Source organism: Butyrivibrio hungatei (genome assembly GCF_001858005.1).
Taxonomy (GTDB): Bacteria; Bacillota; Clostridia; order Lachnospirales; family Lachnospiraceae; genus Butyrivibrio; species Butyrivibrio hungatei.
In genome coordinates this window covers 2,937,960-2,954,826 of the sequence record NZ_CP017831.1, presented here as the reverse complement: position 1 = coordinate 2,954,826, position 16,867 = coordinate 2,937,960, and the positions used below count along the sequence as shown (strand labels likewise).

The 16,867-nt window shown below is 40.1% G+C and carries 19 protein-coding genes; 12 read left to right on the top strand and 7 right to left on the bottom strand.

The features are described from left to right. Nucleotides 1-89 precede the first annotated feature (89 nt). The 5 genes from bhn_RS13695 (at nt 90) to bhn_RS13675 (ending at nt 4,148) form a co-directional block, all read left to right on the top strand. A complete protein-coding gene (locus bhn_RS13695; RefSeq protein WP_071177214.1) occupies nt 90-575 on the top strand; it encodes an NUDIX hydrolase in 486 nt (161 codons plus the stop codon). Nucleotides 576-601: 26 nt separating this feature from the next. Continuing rightward, nucleotides 602-1,396: a class I SAM-dependent methyltransferase gene (locus bhn_RS13690; protein WP_071177213.1), complete on the top strand. Its 795-nt coding sequence runs from the start codon at nt 602-604 to the stop codon at nt 1,394-1,396. A gap of 7 nt (nt 1,397-1,403) precedes the next feature. Continuing rightward, on the top strand, nt 1,404-2,276 hold the full coding sequence (locus bhn_RS13685; protein ID WP_071177212.1) for an aminoglycoside 6-adenylyltransferase: 873 nt from the start codon (nt 1,404-1,406) through the stop codon (nt 2,274-2,276). Between the two features lie 20 nt (nt 2,277-2,296). Then, the gene (locus tag bhn_RS13680) at nt 2,297-3,244 is read left to right on the top strand and encodes an amidohydrolase family protein (RefSeq protein WP_071177211.1); all 948 of its coding nucleotides are present in this window, start codon (nt 2,297-2,299) and stop codon (nt 3,242-3,244) included. 64 nt (nt 3,245-3,308) lie between these two features. Further along, nucleotides 3,309-4,148 (top strand): AraC family transcriptional regulator, encoded by an 840-nt coding sequence (locus bhn_RS13675; RefSeq protein ID WP_071177210.1) that lies wholly within the window; start codon nt 3,309-3,311, stop codon nt 4,146-4,148. On the opposite strand, the gene bhn_RS13670 is transcribed toward bhn_RS13675, so the two are convergent. After that, nucleotides 4,145-5,104 carry an AEC family transporter gene (locus bhn_RS13670; RefSeq protein WP_071177209.1) on the bottom strand — a complete coding sequence of 320 codons (960 nt, stop codon included), beginning with the start codon at nt 5,102-5,104 and terminating at the stop codon, nt 4,145-4,147. The genes bhn_RS13675 and bhn_RS13670 overlap by 4 nt on opposite strands. A gap of 131 nt (nt 5,105-5,235) precedes the next feature. Between bhn_RS13670 and bhn_RS13665 the strand changes: the two genes are divergently transcribed. Further along, nucleotides 5,236-6,114: an SPL family radical SAM protein gene (locus tag bhn_RS13665; protein ID WP_071177208.1), complete on the top strand. Its 879-nt coding sequence runs from the start codon at nt 5,236-5,238 to the stop codon at nt 6,112-6,114. A gap of 27 nt (nt 6,115-6,141) precedes the next feature. Beyond that, complete coding sequence (gene ybaK / locus bhn_RS13660; protein WP_071177207.1) at nt 6,142-6,621, top strand: Cys-tRNA(Pro) deacylase; 480 nt, start codon at nt 6,142-6,144, stop codon at nt 6,619-6,621. A gap of 34 nt (nt 6,622-6,655) precedes the next feature. Here ybaK and bhn_RS13655 read toward each other — a convergent pair whose 3' ends face one another. After that, nucleotides 6,656-7,216, bottom strand: a complete 561-nt coding sequence (locus tag bhn_RS13655; protein WP_071177206.1) for a chromate transporter — start codon at nt 7,214-7,216, stop codon at nt 6,656-6,658. Continuing rightward, a complete protein-coding gene (locus bhn_RS13650; protein ID WP_071177205.1) occupies nt 7,216-7,761 on the bottom strand; it encodes a chromate transporter in 546 nt (181 codons plus the stop codon). The genes bhn_RS13655 and bhn_RS13650 overlap by 1 nt, the downstream gene beginning before the upstream one ends. A 97-nt stretch (nt 7,762-7,858) precedes the next feature. Here bhn_RS13650 and bhn_RS13645 point away from each other — a divergent pair, with 97 nt between their 5' ends. The 5 genes from bhn_RS13645 (at nt 7,859) to bhn_RS13625 (ending at nt 11,378) form a co-directional block, all read left to right on the top strand. Beyond that, a complete protein-coding gene (locus bhn_RS13645) occupies nt 7,859-8,176 on the top strand; it encodes a hypothetical protein (protein WP_071177204.1) in 318 nt (105 codons plus the stop codon). Between the two features lie 69 nt (nt 8,177-8,245). After that, nucleotides 8,246-9,232: a metal ABC transporter substrate-binding protein gene (locus bhn_RS13640; RefSeq protein ID WP_071177203.1), complete on the top strand. Its 987-nt coding sequence runs from the start codon at nt 8,246-8,248 to the stop codon at nt 9,230-9,232. Nucleotides 9,233-9,247: 15 nt separating this feature from the next. After that, on the top strand, nt 9,248-9,958 hold the full coding sequence (locus bhn_RS13635) for a metal ABC transporter ATP-binding protein (RefSeq protein WP_071177202.1): 711 nt from the start codon (nt 9,248-9,250) through the stop codon (nt 9,956-9,958). After that, the gene (locus tag bhn_RS13630) at nt 9,955-10,797 is read left to right on the top strand and encodes a metal ABC transporter permease (RefSeq protein WP_071177201.1); all 843 of its coding nucleotides are present in this window, start codon (nt 9,955-9,957) and stop codon (nt 10,795-10,797) included. The genes bhn_RS13635 and bhn_RS13630 overlap by 4 nt, the downstream gene beginning before the upstream one ends. Next, a complete protein-coding gene (locus bhn_RS13625; RefSeq protein ID WP_071177200.1) occupies nt 10,794-11,378 on the top strand; it encodes a hypothetical protein in 585 nt (194 codons plus the stop codon). Before bhn_RS13630 ends, bhn_RS13625 begins: the two co-directional genes overlap by 4 nt. Before the next feature lies 1 nt (nt 11,379). Here bhn_RS13625 and bhn_RS13620 read toward each other — a convergent pair whose 3' ends face one another. The 4 genes from bhn_RS13620 to bhn_RS13605 form a co-directional block, all read right to left on the bottom strand. Then, a complete protein-coding gene (locus bhn_RS13620; protein WP_161487333.1) occupies nt 11,380-13,053 on the bottom strand; it encodes a GGDEF domain-containing protein in 1,674 nt (557 codons plus the stop codon). Between the two features lie 10 nt (nt 13,054-13,063). Next, on the bottom strand, nt 13,064-14,836 hold the full coding sequence (locus bhn_RS13615) for a diguanylate cyclase (protein ID WP_071177198.1): 1,773 nt from the start codon (nt 14,834-14,836) through the stop codon (nt 13,064-13,066). A gap of 66 nt (nt 14,837-14,902) precedes the next feature. After that, a complete protein-coding gene (locus bhn_RS13610) occupies nt 14,903-15,793 on the bottom strand; it encodes a TPM domain-containing protein (RefSeq protein ID WP_083386008.1) in 891 nt (296 codons plus the stop codon). Between the two features lie 21 nt (nt 15,794-15,814). Further along, a complete protein-coding gene (locus bhn_RS13605; RefSeq protein WP_071177197.1) occupies nt 15,815-16,861 on the bottom strand; it encodes a hypothetical protein in 1,047 nt (348 codons plus the stop codon). Nucleotides 16,862-16,867: the final 6 nt, after the last annotated feature.

The window sequence follows — 16,867 nt, the reverse complement described above, 5'->3', positions numbered from 1 at the left end:
GGGACATGGATTCATAGAAATACTAGAATTGTTTATGTTATGATAGAATCCAATGACGGTGGATTATACGGTAACCGGGGGTAATTGATATGAATTTAGAGGAGTACATAAAGTTATACAAAAACGGTGGATATATAAAGGAAATGCGCAAGTACGTGGGACATGCTCCGATATTGACATGTGCATGCGGCGTGATCATAGAAAATGAAGATGGTGAGATACTTTTGCAGAAACGACAGGATAATGGATGCTGGGCTATCATCGGAGGTTCTATGGAAATGGGAGAAACTTTTGAAGAGACTGTCAGGCGAGAAACAATGGAGGAATCCGGACTTACGTTAGGCAAACTTGAAGTATTCAAACTTATCTCAGGAAGTGACCGAATCATAGAATATCCCAATGGGGATGTATGCTTCGGACCGGGGATTGTTTTTATCACGAAAGAATATGAAGGAACGATAGTCAATGATCCGGATGAAGTTATGGAGCACAGATTCTTTAAGAAAAACGAGCTTCCGGAGAATCTTAATAAGTTGGACAAGGATATAATCCTTGATTGGGCGAAACGTAAATAGATGGAAATACCGGGAGGATAGCAGTTTTGGAAGAATACAGTAAACAGCACAAGAAAGCCTGGGAGTTCGATGCCTATGATTTCTGGGTGAGAACCGCAGGGACACCGGAAGAAAGGGCATTAAAGGATAAAGAAAATCCCAGGAAAATGCTGAAACAGTATGTAAACTACTTTGATTCTTTTGATGGTATCAAGGTTGCCAATATATGCGGATCCTGCGGAAAGAAAGCAATTCCACTGGCTCTCTTGGGCGCGGAGGTGACTGTATTTGATATTTCGGAAGCCAACAGGAAATACGCTGTGGAAACCGCTGAAGCTGCAGGCGTGAAGATCGGATATGAAGTCTGTGACATCATGGAAATTGATATGGAAAAGTATGCCGGTTTCTTTGATGTCGTATTCATGGAAGGTGGGATCCTTCATTACTTTCATGACATAGATGCTTTTATGAACATAATGAACGGACTCTTAAAGCCTGGTGGAAAGATGATCTGCAGCGACTTCCATCCTTTTACAAAGATTTCGGATATCCTGGGGCTACAGCAGCCTACCATGAGTTATTTCTCAACAGATATTTTTGAAGGTGAGATGGCGCACGCAAGATTTTACGATGAGGAGATCCGTAAGCAGATCCCAAAATGCCATTACAGGAAGTACACCATCAGCGAGATCATCAATTCTATCATTGGGAGCGGATTTACTTTGGAGCGTTTTGATGAGCATCCTTCATGGGAAAATGAAAAACTCCCGGGTGAGTTTACTGCGATAGCAAGAAATGTCTCAAAGAAATGTCTGAGACTCTTAATCAATAATGTGGGGTAAATGATAAATGCGCACAGAGAAAGAGATGATGGAACTGATCCTGCGTACAGCGAAGGAAGATGCCAGGATCCGTGCCGTTTATATGAATGGATCACGAACCAATCCCAATGCACCAAAGGATATTTTTCAGGATTATGACATTGTTTATGTCGTAGAAGAAACCGGATCCTTTATTCGGGACAAGGAATGGATCAGGCGATTCGGGGATATTCTGTTTATGCAGTACCCGGACGAACATCCGGATTATCCGAGTGACAAAGAAAACTCCTATGGCTGGCTGATGATATTTACGGACGGAAACAGGCTGGATCTTACAGTTAAATCGATAGAGCATGCAAAGGAAAACGCTAAGGAAGACAGCTTATGTAAGATCCTGCTGGATAAAGACGGAATTCTTCCTGAGATTCCCGAGGCGTCGGAAGAAACTTATTTAGTCCATCGGCCGTCAAAGGAACAGTATGCGGCCGTCTGCAACGAATTCTGGTGGTGCCTTAACAATATCGCAAAGGGCCTTTGGAGAAAAGAAGTGACCTACGCACAGGATATGTTGAACTTCGTGGTCAGAAAGCAGCTTGAAAAGATGCTTTCCTGGAAAATAGGAGAACTGACCGATTATTCTGTCAGCGTCGGTAAATCCGGAAAGTATATGAAGAAATGGCTCTCTGAGGAAGAGTGGCAGAAGTATCTGGACACTTATTGCGGCACCGATGTTAACGACATGTGGAGCGCCGTGGAATCTATGTGCCTGCTGTTCATAGATGTTTCAAAATGGGTGGCAGAACATGGCAATTTCGTCTTTGACGGGCAGGAGGCCGATAATAGTTTCAAATATTTCAATACTGTGAAAGAAATGGATGAAAACGCGGTAAGCATTTTCTGAAAACATGGGTGACGGACAGAATGGATTTTGTAGAGGCATTAAAACAAGGAAATCTCGAGGCTATCAGGGAATGCCCTAAAGCCGATCTTCACAATCACTTTGTACTAGGTGGAAGTAGAACGTTCTTATTAGAAAAGACTGGAAGAGATATACAGCCAATAACTAATCCACTTAATTCAATGGATGAGATGCATGCCTGGAATGCGGAGAATATAGGGGATTATTTTAATTCAACTGAAGGGCGTAAGATGCTCATAAGAGCTACGTTTGAGCAGGCAAAAGAGGATGGAGTCAGCATCCTTGAAATTGGCGAAGATGTATGGGGGCTTGGAGAGTTTTTCCATGGAGACATAGATGAGCTTGTGGAAGCGTTTGAAACTGCGCGTAAAGAAATTGCTCCAGATATCGAACTGAGACTTCAGATAGGAATGTCTAGGCACTGTGATATAGCATATTTAGAGGATTGCTTATCTCATTTCTGGGGATGTAAAGCTTTTTATTCAATTGATCTATATGGAGATGAATTGGCGCAGCCAATAGAAAACTTCAAATCAATTTATCGCAGAGCCAAGGCGGAAGGTTTAAGACTTAAAGCACATGTTGGTGAGTGGGGAACAGCAGAAGATGTTAGACGAGCTGTGGAGGAGCTTGAGCTTGAAGAGGTGCAGCATGGAATTGCAGCTGTGAGTGATCCTTCAGTTATACGTTTTCTTGTAGATAATCATATCAGGCTGAATATCACGCCATCTAGTAATTACCTTTTGGGAAGAGTGGATGATTTAAAGACACATCCTATTGTTGAGCTATATCATGAAGGCGTAGATGTGACTATCAATTCAGACGATGTGTTGATCTTTGATTCAGATGTATCCAAGGAATATTTAAGACTATATCAGAGTGGCTGTATGAAGGCAGAGGAACTAGATAATATCAGAAAGAATGGTTTGAAAACTATCCGACAGAATTAAGCAATAAAAGACAGGATTGTATTTAGATATAACCTTAGAATCAATAGTGAAAGGAGGGATACCGATGGATTGGGTAAGGACGATCAATGATGCAATAGAATATATGGAGCAGAACCTGACTAATGAAGTTACACTTGCGGATATAGCAAAGAGTGTTAATCTGTCCGCATTTCATTTCCAGAGAGCGTTCACTTTACTGACAGGAATGACTCCAGCGGAGTATCTGAGAAAAAGAAGATTATCTCAGGCGGGATCTGAACTGGCAAAAGGAAGTGAGAAGGTTATTGATATTGCACTTAAATATGGTTACGATTCACCAGAAAGCTTTACTAAAGCATTTACAAGGTTTCAAGGTGTTTCACCTGCGCAGGCCAAAAAGGGAGAGCCTATTCAGTTCATGAGCAGGTATACCGTCCGGATAACAATTGAAGGAGGTAGTATCATGGAATACAAAATTGAAAAATGGGAGTCAATGGATCTGCTTGTGCACGCAAAGGATTTTAATGCTGAGACAAGTGAGAAGGAGATTCCAGCTTTTTGGAATGAATACTTTGCAAACAAAGAATATAGCAAGGTGCCAAGCTATCTTGGAGTTTGCGCTCAGAACAAGACTAATGGAAATGTTTTTAAATATGGAATTGGCTGTAAGGCATCAGATGTAAAGGGTGTGCCAGAAGGATTTGAAATAATCCACGTTCCTGAGTATGACTGGGCAATCTTTAAATGCGTTGGACCATCTCCAGATGCGATTCAGGCAATGTGGGAGAGAATCTATAAAGAGTGGCTTCCTGTTGCAGAGTATGAGCTTATTCCAGATGTGGATCTGGAAAATTACCTGCCAGGTGATCCAGCATCACAGGATTATGTCAGTGAGATCTGCATTCCCGTAAAAAAGAAGAATTAAATTATCCCAAATGTTTTTAACATAAAGAGCCAAAAGGCCAGAGAGAAGGAACACCCAAAGGTTGTCATCATGATGATGCTACTACTAAGTGTTCCTTCATGGCCCATGCTCTTAGCCATTATAAAACAGCTTACAGTTGTGGCAGAGCCAAGCATTACAAGAAGTGCTACAATCTGTTCACCTCTAAATCCGAAGCTTACAGCAACCGGAATAAAGATAGCAACTAGTAAGAATAACTTGATAAAAGTAGCAGCAAGGGCTGGCTTTACGTCCTTTGCAGCCTTTTTGAAATCGAAGGTCGCACCCATAGACATGAGTCCTAGAGGAGTTGCGAGCTTTGCTATATTATTTACGATCGACTCGCCTATCTTAGGCATAGGAATTTGAATAAGTGACCACAAAAGACCTACAACAATACCTAGAATGATAGGATTTGTGAGAATTCCTTTAGCAGTTTTCTTAAATATTTTCTTTGAGTCTTTTTCATTTCCGTTATCTTCAGCAGTAAACATAAGAATTGTCACAGCAAAGATATTATAAAGGGGGACGCTTCCAAGTATCATAAGGGGAGCCATGCCGGAGCTAGCTTCGCCATAAATGTTGTGTATAAAGGCAATTCCAAGGAGGGCGGCGCTACTTCTATATGCTCCCTGCACGAATTCACCTCTTTTACCAGTATCCTTAATTAGAATACGAGATAAAAGATATATTCCTGCAATGCTAATTATAGTAACAACAAAGCAGAAAAGGACAAATTTACCGTCCCAAGTTCCTGCAAAATCCTGAGTAGCAAGATCTTCAAATAACAAGACAGGAAGAGCTACTTTAAAAACAAATTTGTTCATCCAAGATGCTGCTTTGTCATCTATAAGTCCAATTTTATTAAATATATATCCCAAGATCATAAGGGAAAATATAGGCAGTGTGGCGTTTAAGCTAAAGACTAAGTTTTCCATATTGGTATCACCTTCATTTGTTCATCACATTTGTATATTACAATACCACTTAAAAAGAGCCTAGAACAGATGAAGAAATTATTGTTATAATTATTGGCAAGAAAGACGGATTATACTTATGAGGGTGCAGAATGCATTTTGTTGACGCAAAAGGTATATTAACTGGAAACAATGGGCAAGTAGGCATGAACATCTACAGAGGATGTACTCATGGCTGTATTTATTGTGACAGCAGAAGTAAGTGCTACCAGTTTACTCATGAGTTTGAAGATATTGAGGTTAAGCAAAATGCACCAGAGCTCCTTGAGAGAGCCCTTAAGTCCAAGAGAAAAAAGTGTATGATAGGAACTGGCGCTATGTCTGATTCGTATATGCACTGTGAGGAGCAGCTAGGGCTTACTAGAAGATGTCTCGAGATAATTTATCAATATGGCTTTGGACTTGCGATTCAGACCAAGTCAGATAGAATCCTACGGGATATAGATCTTTTGGATGATATCAATAAAGCCACTAAATGCGTAGTGCAGATGACTCTTACGACCTATGATGATGAGCTTTGTAAGATAATTGAACCCAATGTCTGCAACACCAAGAGGCGTATAGAGGTTCTTGCCAAGATGCAGGAGAGAGGCATTCCAACTATTGTGTGGTTGTGTCCGATCTTGCCATTCATAAATGACGCAGAAGAGAATATTAGGTCTATACTTGAAGAGTGCGCCAGAGTTGGAGTTAAGGGAATCATTGATTTTGGCATGGGATTAACCCTTAGGGAAGGTGACAGAGAGTATTACTATGAAGCTCTTGATAAGCATTTCCCAGGCCTTAAGCACAAATATATAAATGAGTATGGCAATTCCTATGAGCTTCCAAGTCCTAGGGCAAAAGAGCTTATGGCACTATTTCATGGTTTCTGTAACGAGCACGGCATGATGTCAAAGCCCGATGATTGCTTTAAGTATATGAGCGAATTTCCAGAGAAGTACCAGCAGATGAGTCTGTTTGATATATAATTTTTTAGAAGTAGAAAGGCAGTAACAATGGCAAAAGATGATAAGACAAATGTAATGAGAGTTCTTGACGGCAAGAAGATAAGCTACAAGAGCTATATGTATGAACCAGATGCTACAATGTCTGGTGAAGAGATAGCAGCTATCCTTGGAGAGAACGCAGATAAAGTTTTTAAAACTCTAGTAACTCAGGGAAAATCCAATCAGTACTATGTGTTTGTAATTCCTGTTAAAAGAGAGCTTGATCTAAAAAAGGCTGCAAAGGCTGTTTCTGAGAAGTCAATTTCGATGATTCCACAAAAAGAGCTTTTGCCACTTACAGGATATGTACATGGAGGATGTTCTCCAATTGGAATGAAGAAGTCATTCCCAACTACTATTCATGAAACTGCACAGGAATATGAAGAGATCTTTTTCTCTGCAGGTAAGGTTGGCTATCAGGTAGAAGTTGCAGTAAAAGACCTTGAGAAGGTAGTAAGAGTATCTTACGCAGATGTGTGCACAGATTAAAAAAGATGCCAGCGTAAAGCTGACATCCCTATGATCACAATAAGTATCCGCAAGCTATACCCAGTACAGCTGATAAGCATATTATCAGGATTGGGTGTAGCTTTTTAAATGCCAAAAATACGCAGAGAATAAAGATTCCAGCGGATATATAAAATGTCACATCAGAAAATATAGTAGTAGAAAAGCCATCAGGAATAAAAACTGTCTTGGAAACAGAGATAACTGCAGTTCCAATAAGGCCCACTACAGCAGGCTTAAGGCCGCTCATACATCCCTTTACGATCTTACTTGATTTAAATTTTTCAAAGCACTTAGCTACTATCAAAATGATGATAAATGATGGAAGAGTAACGCCCAAGGTTGCGCAGATAGAACCAGGAATTCCAGCAACTTCCCTTCCAACGTAGGTTGAGATGTTTACTGCAAAAGGACCAGGAGTACTCTCGCTAACAGCAATGAAATCTATAAGTGCCTTGGAATCAAGCCAATTGTGTCTGGCAACTTCTTCTTGAATAAGTGGAAGCATGGCGTATCCACCTCCAAAGGTAAAAGCACCAATCTTAAAGAAGGTCCAAAACAAGATCAAAAGATCCATTATTTAGCCCTCCTTTTATCTACAAGATAAGTTACAAGTCCAAAGAGAGCACAGGCTATGATCACGATCAAAACGCTTACATGGAGGAAAGCTGCCAAAATGAAGGATGTTCCCATAATGATGTAAGCATAGAGATTTTTAGGGCACTGCTTGTACATGTTAAAAAGAGCTTTGATAATAAGAGCAAGGACGCCAGCACGTATTCCGTTAAATGCGTACTGAACACCTTTGAAGCTCTCAAACTCTTTTAACACATAAGAGATGATAAGAATTATCAAAAAAGAAGGAAATACAACTCCAACTGTTGCTGCAATAGCGCCAGCAAAACCTGCAACTTTATAGCCTACAAAGGTAGCGGCATTTATGGCTATAGGGCCAGGCGTTGATTCTGCGATAGCCACGATTTCTAGGATGTCTCCTTCTTTTATCCATTTTTTATTATGAACGACTTCCCTTTGAATAAGTGGGATCATGGCGTAGCCTCCGCCAAATGTGAATCCGCCTATCTTCATGAAAGTCAAAAATAGCTCAAGTATCTTTTTCATAGGTTTACCTCGCGTATGTATTATATCACGAAGAAGGCTTGACACATCTGTTATAGTAAAATAAGAATCAGACAAAGATAGAAGAAAGGAGATAAACATGCATAGCGCAGATAAGAAGCAAAACTATATGCGCAGCGGTATTGCAGCTTTTGTTGGTGCAATGCTTTTAATTGGCATGCTCTTTTCTCACATTTATATTGCAAATGAGTATCATCATGACTGTACTGGTGAGGAGTGCCCTATCTGTCAGTGTATTGCTGAGTGCGAGGCTTTTATTGAGCAGATCAGTACAGGCGTAATTCTTTTTATCGCTATCGCTGCAGTTATCTTTGCTGTTTCCAAAACTGTTCAGTCATTTAAAGGTGACTTTTTATCTAACACTTTAGTATCTTTCAAGGTACGTCTAAATAATTAAGTTCCTCATTATTCCAGATCTTTTTTCCAAAAAACAAACAGACAATTTAATAGTTTTCGGAGGAATATTATGAGAAAGTATATTTCTATTTTTTGCGCTGCCATCATGATGGTAAGCCTTCTTTGTGCATGCGGAAATACAGCACCAGTAACTTCAGGCAATAAGCTTCAGATCGTAACAACTATCTTCCCAGAATACGACTGGGTTATGTCTATTCTTGGTGAGAATAGCGACGCAGCAGAAGTTACTATGCTTCTTGATAACGGCGTAGATCTTCACAGCTATCAGCCAACAGCTGAAGATATCATGAAGATCTCAACCTGTGACGTATTTATTTACGTTGGCGGCGAGTCAGATGAGTGGGTTGATGATGCCCTTAAGGAAGCTACTAACAAGGATATGATCGTGATCGATCTTCTTGATGTTCTCGCAGATGAGATCAAGGAAGAAGAGGTTGTAGAGGGAATGGAGGTCGAAGATGAAGAAGGTGAAGACGGCGATTCTGAAGAGGAAGAGATTGAGTATGACGAACATGTTTGGCTCTCACTTAGCAATGCTGAAAAGATCTGCAACAAGATCACAGAGGCCTTGGTAAGTGTTGATCCAGCCAATAAGGACGTTTACGATAAGAACTTTGTTGAGTACAGCAAAAAGTTAAGTGATCTTAATGAGCAGTATAAAGAAGCTGTTGATGGAGCTTCTACAAAGACTCTTTTATTCGGGGACAGATTTCCATTCAGATATATGGTTGATGATTACGGCCTTAGCTATTATGCAGCCTTTGTTGGATGCTCAGCTGAGACAGAAGCCAGCTTTGAGACTATCACATTCCTTGCCGGCAAAGTTGATGAGCTTTCTCTTTCAAGTATCATGACTATTGAAGGCAAAGATCATAAGATTGCCGAGACTATCAGAGACAACACAAAGACTAAGGACCAAAACATCTTAACACTTGATTCTATGCAGGCTACAACATCTGAGGATGTGGCAAACGGAACAACTTACCTTTCAGTTATGGAGGGTAATCTAGAGGTATTAAAGGAAGCTCTTAAATAAGGGCCAGGAGGAAAAATGTCATTACTAACAATTAAGGATCTATCCCTTGGATATGAAAATATGACAGTTGTGGATGGACTGAATTTCACAGTAGAAGCAGGTGATTATCTCTGCATAGTAGGAGAAAACGGTTCCGGTAAAAGTACCCTTATGAAGACCATCCTGCAACTTCAAAAACCATTAAAAGGAGAGGTCCTTGTTGGTGATGGCCTTTTATCAAAAGAGATAGGATATCTCCCTCAACAGACAGTCATCCAGAAGGATTTTCCTGCCTCGGTAAAAGAGATAGTGATATCCGGATGTCAGGGACAAATGGGCCTTAGACCTTTTTATAGCAAAAAAGAAAAAGAAATTGCCAGAAAAAATATGGACCGCATGGGAATTACAGAATTTAAAGACCGCTGCTATAGAGAGTTGTCTGGTGGACAGCAGCAAAGAGTCCTCCTTGCAAGAGCTCTTTGCGCTACCAGAAAGGTTCTTTTACTTGATGAGCCCGTGGCAGGACTTGATCCTAAGGTGACACTTGAAATGTATGAGGTGATAAAAAAACTTAATGACAGCGGTATCACTATAATCATGATCTCCCATGATATAGGGGCAGCAGTTAAGTATGCCTCTAAGATTCTCCACATAGGAAAAGAGATATTTTTTGGAAGTAAGGAAGAGTACTTGGAAAGTGATGAAGGAAGATTCTTTTTAAGTCAGAAGGATGGTGAAAACAAATGATAGAAAAACTTATATTTTATTTTCAATATCCATTTGTTAGATACGCCGTAATAGTTGGCGTTCTCATCGCACTGTCTTCGTCTCTCCTAGGAGCTACGCTAGTGCTTAAAAGGTTTTCTTATATTGGAGATGGACTTTCACATGTTGCCTTTGGAGCAATGGCAATAGCAAGCGTTCTTAAGATGGCTGATCAGATGGTTTTGATACTGCCTATTACTATAATAAGCGCAGTACTTCTTTTGAGAACCGGCGAAAATGCCAGGATAAAGGGTGATGCTGCGATAGCCATGATATCTGTAGGGGCACTAGCATTTGGTTATCTCCTTATGAACATCTTTTCAACATCTTCGAATCTAACAGGTGATGTGTGTAGTACGCTTTTTGGTTCCACATCGATCCTGACTCTTACATTGGAAGAGGTTGTTATCTGCGTGGTGCTTTCTATCATTGTGGTTGTTGTTTTTGTTTTTCTCTATAACAAGATATTTGCTGTTACCTTTGATGAGAATTTTGCATCAGCAACTGGAACTAATACCAAAAGATACAACCTTTTGATCGCGGTAATGATCGCAGTGATAATAGTGCTTGCAATGAATCTTGTGGGATCACTGCTTATCTCAGCCCTTGTGATCTTTCCCGCTTTGTCAGCTATGAGCATATTTAAGAGCTTTTTGAAAGTTACTGTATGCGCTGCAATTCTCTCTGTAGTGTGCGCTTTTACGGGAATCATAATATCAATCCTTGCTGGAACACCGGTTGGATCTACGATTGTGGCAGCAGATGTGGTAGCATTTGCAATCTGCTATCTTGCTGGAAAGATTGTGGGAGGAAGAGCATGAAGAAAAAAGTGATCAAGAAACTTGCGATTTTATTGGCGTTAGCGTCTATGACAATGTCAATTAACGCCTGCGGAAGCGAGGAAAAAGAGACTTCAAATGAGCCCAAAAAGGTGGTCTCAAGTCCGTCTTCAGTGAGCGATGTATTAGAAGAAAAGACAAGTGCGTCAGCATCTACTTCATCTATTCCATTACCAGAAGAGGTAGACAGTAGCGTGGTGCTCAGCAGCATTGACGGAGTGGATGTAGACCTCACATCTCTTTCAAAGACTATGGTCTACAGTCAGGTCTATAATATGATGTTTTATCCTGAGAACTTTATAGGTAAGACTATCAGAATGGAAGGCATATATACAGAATACTTTGATCAGGCAACCGGTAAAAGATATCTGGCTTGCTTTATCATGGATGCAACCCAGTGCTGTTCTCAGGGAGTTGAGTTTGAGCTTACAAGCGATTATTCATATCCTGATGATTATCCAACAGAAGGCGATACTGTAGTTGTACAGGGAGTTTTTGATGTATATGAAGAAGAGGGCGCAGAATACTGCACCCTCAGAAATTCAAAACTTATAAAAGGTTAATTTAGAGTCTTACATTGATGCCGAGTTTTTCGTGCATCTGTCTCTTTTGTTCATACATTCGCTGATCTGCAAGAAGGTATACTTCGTGAGAGTCATTAACTGGTACTTCATGAAGAAACGCAAATCCCGCAGCAGCGCTTCGGTGATATTCAGGATAAATGGCGTTCATGACATTTAGAGCGCTGTTCATCCTTTCTATCATTGAGATAATGTCTTTGGAAGAGGAGTCTTTAATGATGACTACAAATTCGTCTCCTCCAATTCTTCCTATGAAATCTTCTTCGCCAAAGGTGCTTGTAAGAACCTTGGCAAAGTCTTTGATGTAGCGGTCTCCGGAAGGATGACCGAATTTATCATTTACAGTTTTTAATCCATTTAGATCGATACTAATTATGCAATAGTCTGTTTCTACATTAGAAAGCTCTTTTAACATCTTGTCAGCCATGGCTCTGTTTGGAAGATCTGTAAGACCATCAGCATAAGCAAGATGGGACAGTGATGCAGACTCTCTCCGTTCGGCATAAGACTTGGTGATATAAAGGAAATAGTTAGCCAGCATGCTTGTGGCAAGTAACAGGCAACCGGTGCAGATGGTAGTATTTCTGAGCAAAGAGCCAGTTCTGATGTGAGCCTTATCAAGTATGTAGAAGAACAGGTGGGTCAAAAGAGCAATAGAAAAGGCAGTTAGTCCAATCATCTGTACTACAGTAGATGCTGGAGTATTCTTGTTCATAATATTCTTGCGGGCAAAATAAATAATAAAGCCAAAGCCGATCAGGGCGTTTGCATGGTATATAGCAAGAGTTTCTCTCAGGTGTATGTTGATAGTAACTTGTAGGATCAGCTGTATTACAACCTGTGCGGAACTAAGGGCTGCTACAGTAAGGAATATAGTCTTTTTCTCTACATTCTGAATACAGAAAAGTATAAGGTAGCAGTAAGGCACAATGAGATAAAGCGTAAAGTATTCAATCTGTGTCTCAAGTGGTGTGTAATATAACAGGTTGAAAAGGTTATAGTAACTTAGGAGCCATGCTCCAAGATTCATGCATAAAAGAGACTCCACTATCTGAGCTGTTATAGATGGAATAGTAGAAGCAAAGATCAGTGAAACAAACAGGAAGATGACGCCAAATACAAACATGAATATTCCTGTTGATATTACAAACATGTTTGAATGGATAAGCTGACCTTCAATATCTGCCTGATTTCCAAGAACAGGAGCTTCGAGGTCGGTGACAGGATCGTTTTCAGTAACAGTCATATGGAATGTCAGAGTCTTGCCGGCATACTCTCTTGGTAGAGGAATGATATGGTAAAGCTTTCCAATAAAATCACCGTTTTCATAGTTTTCATTTCCAAATGAATAGATCAGTTCATTATCAAGATAACAATTTAGAGTAGTGTACTTGCTCTTATAAAGTATTGCTGGAAATTCAAGATATCCTATATTAGGCAAGATAGTAGATACAGTTATCACATCACCTCTATAAAGCTTACCGGAATGAAGCTGGTATAACTGTTCAATGTTTTTTCCGGTAAAGTAGTCCTCATCAATTGTCACACACCAGCCGTTCTCAAGGTGAGCATATTCCTTTTTGGGATGAACGTTTAACAGTGAGAGGCAGGCCACAACTAACAAGACTATGAGCGCAGCTGAGAAAATAGCTGGCATACGATATTTTTTAAGCATTATTTGTATCACCAGCCTTTCCTGAAAGATTTTTTAACAGATCATCATACAGTCTGGATAGGGACTGATCATGATGACTCTTTTTCATTTCATACATACGTGAATCTGCAAGGAGGTATACTTTCTGAGGTGTAGCAACCTTAAGAAGGTCTCGTTCCTTGCTGTTTGCATATCCCCAAGAAGCAGAGTACTTGATGTGCACTTCACGGGATGATTCATAAGCCATGAGATCAGACATACAGCTAAGATCTCTTTCTGTTCTCTCAGTGTCAATGTAAGGCAGTACGACAATAAACTCGTCACCGCCCATTCTGCCTACTAGGCAGGCATCGGTAAAACTGTTTTTAAGAATATTACCAAAGCCACTTATCAGCTTGTCGCCTTCAAGATGGCCATAGTTGTCGTTTGTATATTTAAGGTAATCAAGATCAAGGCTGATGATCGTGTAGTCGCCTTTTAGTTCAGCAAAGACAAGTTCGCACTTTGTTCTGTTTGAAAGCCCTGTAAGAGAATCTGAATAGGCAAGACCTTCCAGATGTTTTTTGGTGGAAAGCTCACTGATATATTCAATACAGTGGAAGAAGTAGTTAAGGAACAGGCAGATCATAAAGAGAAGAGCGCCTACAGTTGTGAAATTGATTGTAGCGCTGGACTCACCTGTTGAACCGTACTTCAACAAATTAAAAAGAATGATATCAGTAATGGCACAGGTTAGAAAACAGATGAGACCTACAATGAGCATGGTGGCTGACATTGGGGCTGCATTGTTATCAGAAGCCTTTTTGCGCTTTGTGATTATGGCGTGAACAAGTGAAATTACAAAGAACAATGCTTCACACACAACTAAAAGGTGGAAGAATGTTACAAAATGACAGATATGGAGCAGATTTGTAGCATGTAATACAAAGGTTGTCAGGACGAATGCAAGGTTTATTGAAAGTAGTGCTTTTCCTATTCCAAGTGCACGCACCTGCCTGGTGGATATTATGAATCCTATGATACATGGCGGAATAAGGAAAAGAGATACATATTCCAAAAATGTATAAACAGCAGGACTATTAGATACGTACCATAAGATGTCGTTGTAGCACAGAATGTAAAAGCCCATGAAAATAGAGATCAGAGCACTAAACATAATGCTATAGTCATGATTATCACTGAAGATAAGAAATGGTGATAAAACAAGAAGAACAAATCCAAACATACAAAGGAAATTACCTATAACGATAGGAAGCCTGTTTGGCTGAAGGAGTTTGTTTGAGATGTCTTTGTAGCTTCCAAGGTAAAATGGTGAGAAGCTAGAAAAGGCGTTGTCTTCTGTTGCAGTAAAAACAATTTCTATTGTTTTGCCATCTGAGTGTTTGGGTAATGGAATGAAATGATGGAACTTAGGAAGCATCAGGTTCTTGATCGTATAATCATAACCATAAGAATAGATAAGTTCGTCGTCAATATATACATCTACAGTTGATAAGATGCTTCTGAACTCAAGTGTGGTCTGAGGGATGTTTCCGATATATGGTATTGTGGTACTAACGGAAATTTCATCCCCTTTATTGGCCAGACCAATACTTGCAGTTGATAAACTTTCTATAGGATGTGACTTGCCGTCACGAGAAATAGTCCAGCCTGAATCCAGCTGAACTAAAGGATAATCATAAGGTGTATTAAACTTAGCAGTTCCTAAAACAATAACGGTTATAGTAATTATGATGATTGCCAGAATTGATAAAGAAGCTGCTTTTATCTTCGTCTTTATCTCCACGAGCATATCTCCTAGTATCTCACAATTAGTATATCGTCATTTGGTACTTTTTAAAACAGTTATCTATCAAAAATGTCCGTGACTTCCGCCATGAGAGTGTCCGGAGCTTGAATGATGTACGGAACTGCCGCCATGATAACCACCTCTGGAACCGCCATAGCTTGAGCCGTTGTTTTGAGGCCTTGGAGTATGTGAAACATGGCTTCTGATGAACCTGTCCTCATGTATCCTCATATTGAGCCCTTGATGTGACTGGTATCCAGCTGCATTTGGTTTCATGTGCACTGTATCCAGCTGGGATTTCATAGCCAGCACAGGAATAAGTGCAAGAATAAGTCCAATGATAAGACTAAGGGGTATATAACCCAAAATCTCCTTTGCTGTCTTTGGATCGTTATTTACATCAATTGCGTTGCCGTTTGCATAAGCGGAGTAATATCTGTCTGTAGCGCTTATGAAATGGTCGAAAGCGTCATAGTATCTGCCGTCGGAAAGGTAAGGAAGCATTGTATCTATAAGTTCATCCTGACCGTAATCGGTAAATACGTCGATTGCTGTTCCTGAAGTGCTGAAAGCCCAAGATCTGTTTTCCTTGCTGAGCATGAAAAGAATTCCGCTTTCATCGTAGTCAGCGCCAAAGCCATTGTAATCAAAATAGTCATCAGCAAAGCCTTGTGGATAGTCCCCATAAGAACCATAGTCGCGATAATCGTCTACGGTTACGATAACAATATTTGAACTATATTTTTGGCTGGCTGCATCCAGCTTTGCAAGGATGTCAGCTTCTTCCTCATTCGATAAAAGATCTGCGTTATCGAGAAGCCTGTCCTTTTGTCTACTGGTTGGAACAGTATTACTATCCCAGAGTGGACCAGAAATTGCGTAGGCTGTTGTGCTGGGCAATATGATCGCAACAAGTGCAATTATCAAAAGAAATACTTTTTTGAGTTTATTCATAATAGTAAATTCACCTGTACATTACAAAAATAAAAATTGAACAATAAAGGCAATGATAGAGAAAACAGCTGCGAAAGTCAGATAATATTTTGCTGCTCTGGCTGGACTCCATGGAAGATTTCCAATAAATTTGCCGCTCTGACCATTCATGGCAAAGAGATAGTTCTTGCCATTCCAGGTGGTATTCAGTATATAAACTGGATAAAGGGCATATTTACAGGATGAGTCTCTTGTGCCGCATTGTTCATTTACTGGTCTGACTGAGCTGTAGCCGGAAATAGTGTTTCTGAAATCACTGGCTGTAGAGTCAGCCATTCTGTCGAAGGCTCTCTTTTTGCAGTCATCAGAAGAAACATTGTATTTGTTTGCAAGGAAACCTGCCAAATATCCCATGTTAAAAGGAACTATTGCGCTGTGATCAAATGGCTCAAGAGATTCCATAAGGTCATCGGGCATTTCCTTGGATCCGTCAACAGGAACGAATTCAAACTTCTCAGTACCAGATCTGATTACTTCGTAGTACTTGGTTTCTCTATAGTTGTATCTGCTATCACTCCAAGACCTTGTCTTGGTACACTCATAGGTTCCATTGAAATCCTGAACACCATCATAGAGCCAGAAAGGAACATAGATACCCTTTAACTCATCAATGTGGTTCTTTTCGAAAAAGACCTTTGGAACAAGCTTTTTGGACTTAACATATTTTTCATAAGTCGCCATAGCATCGTCTCTTGTGGTCTTAAATGGAATAATGTAATCAGGTTTGAACTCGCCAGTAAACTTCTCTTTTACAACAACGTTATTACTGCAGAAAGGGCATTTAAGAGATCCTAAGGATTCTGTAGCAAGGATCTCACCGCCACAGGAACCGCAGGAATAAATGTACATCTCTTCGCTACCAGGAGTGCTAGACTCTGTAGCTTGTCCAGTACTGGATGAGTTGTGATTAGCAACATAGTCCTTTACATCGAATTCTGAATCGCAAAAAGGACATTTTAATTTTTGGGTTTTAGGATTAAATTCCATTGCCCCGCCACAGGCGGGGCATTCATATTCTTGTAAAGCCATATTTCC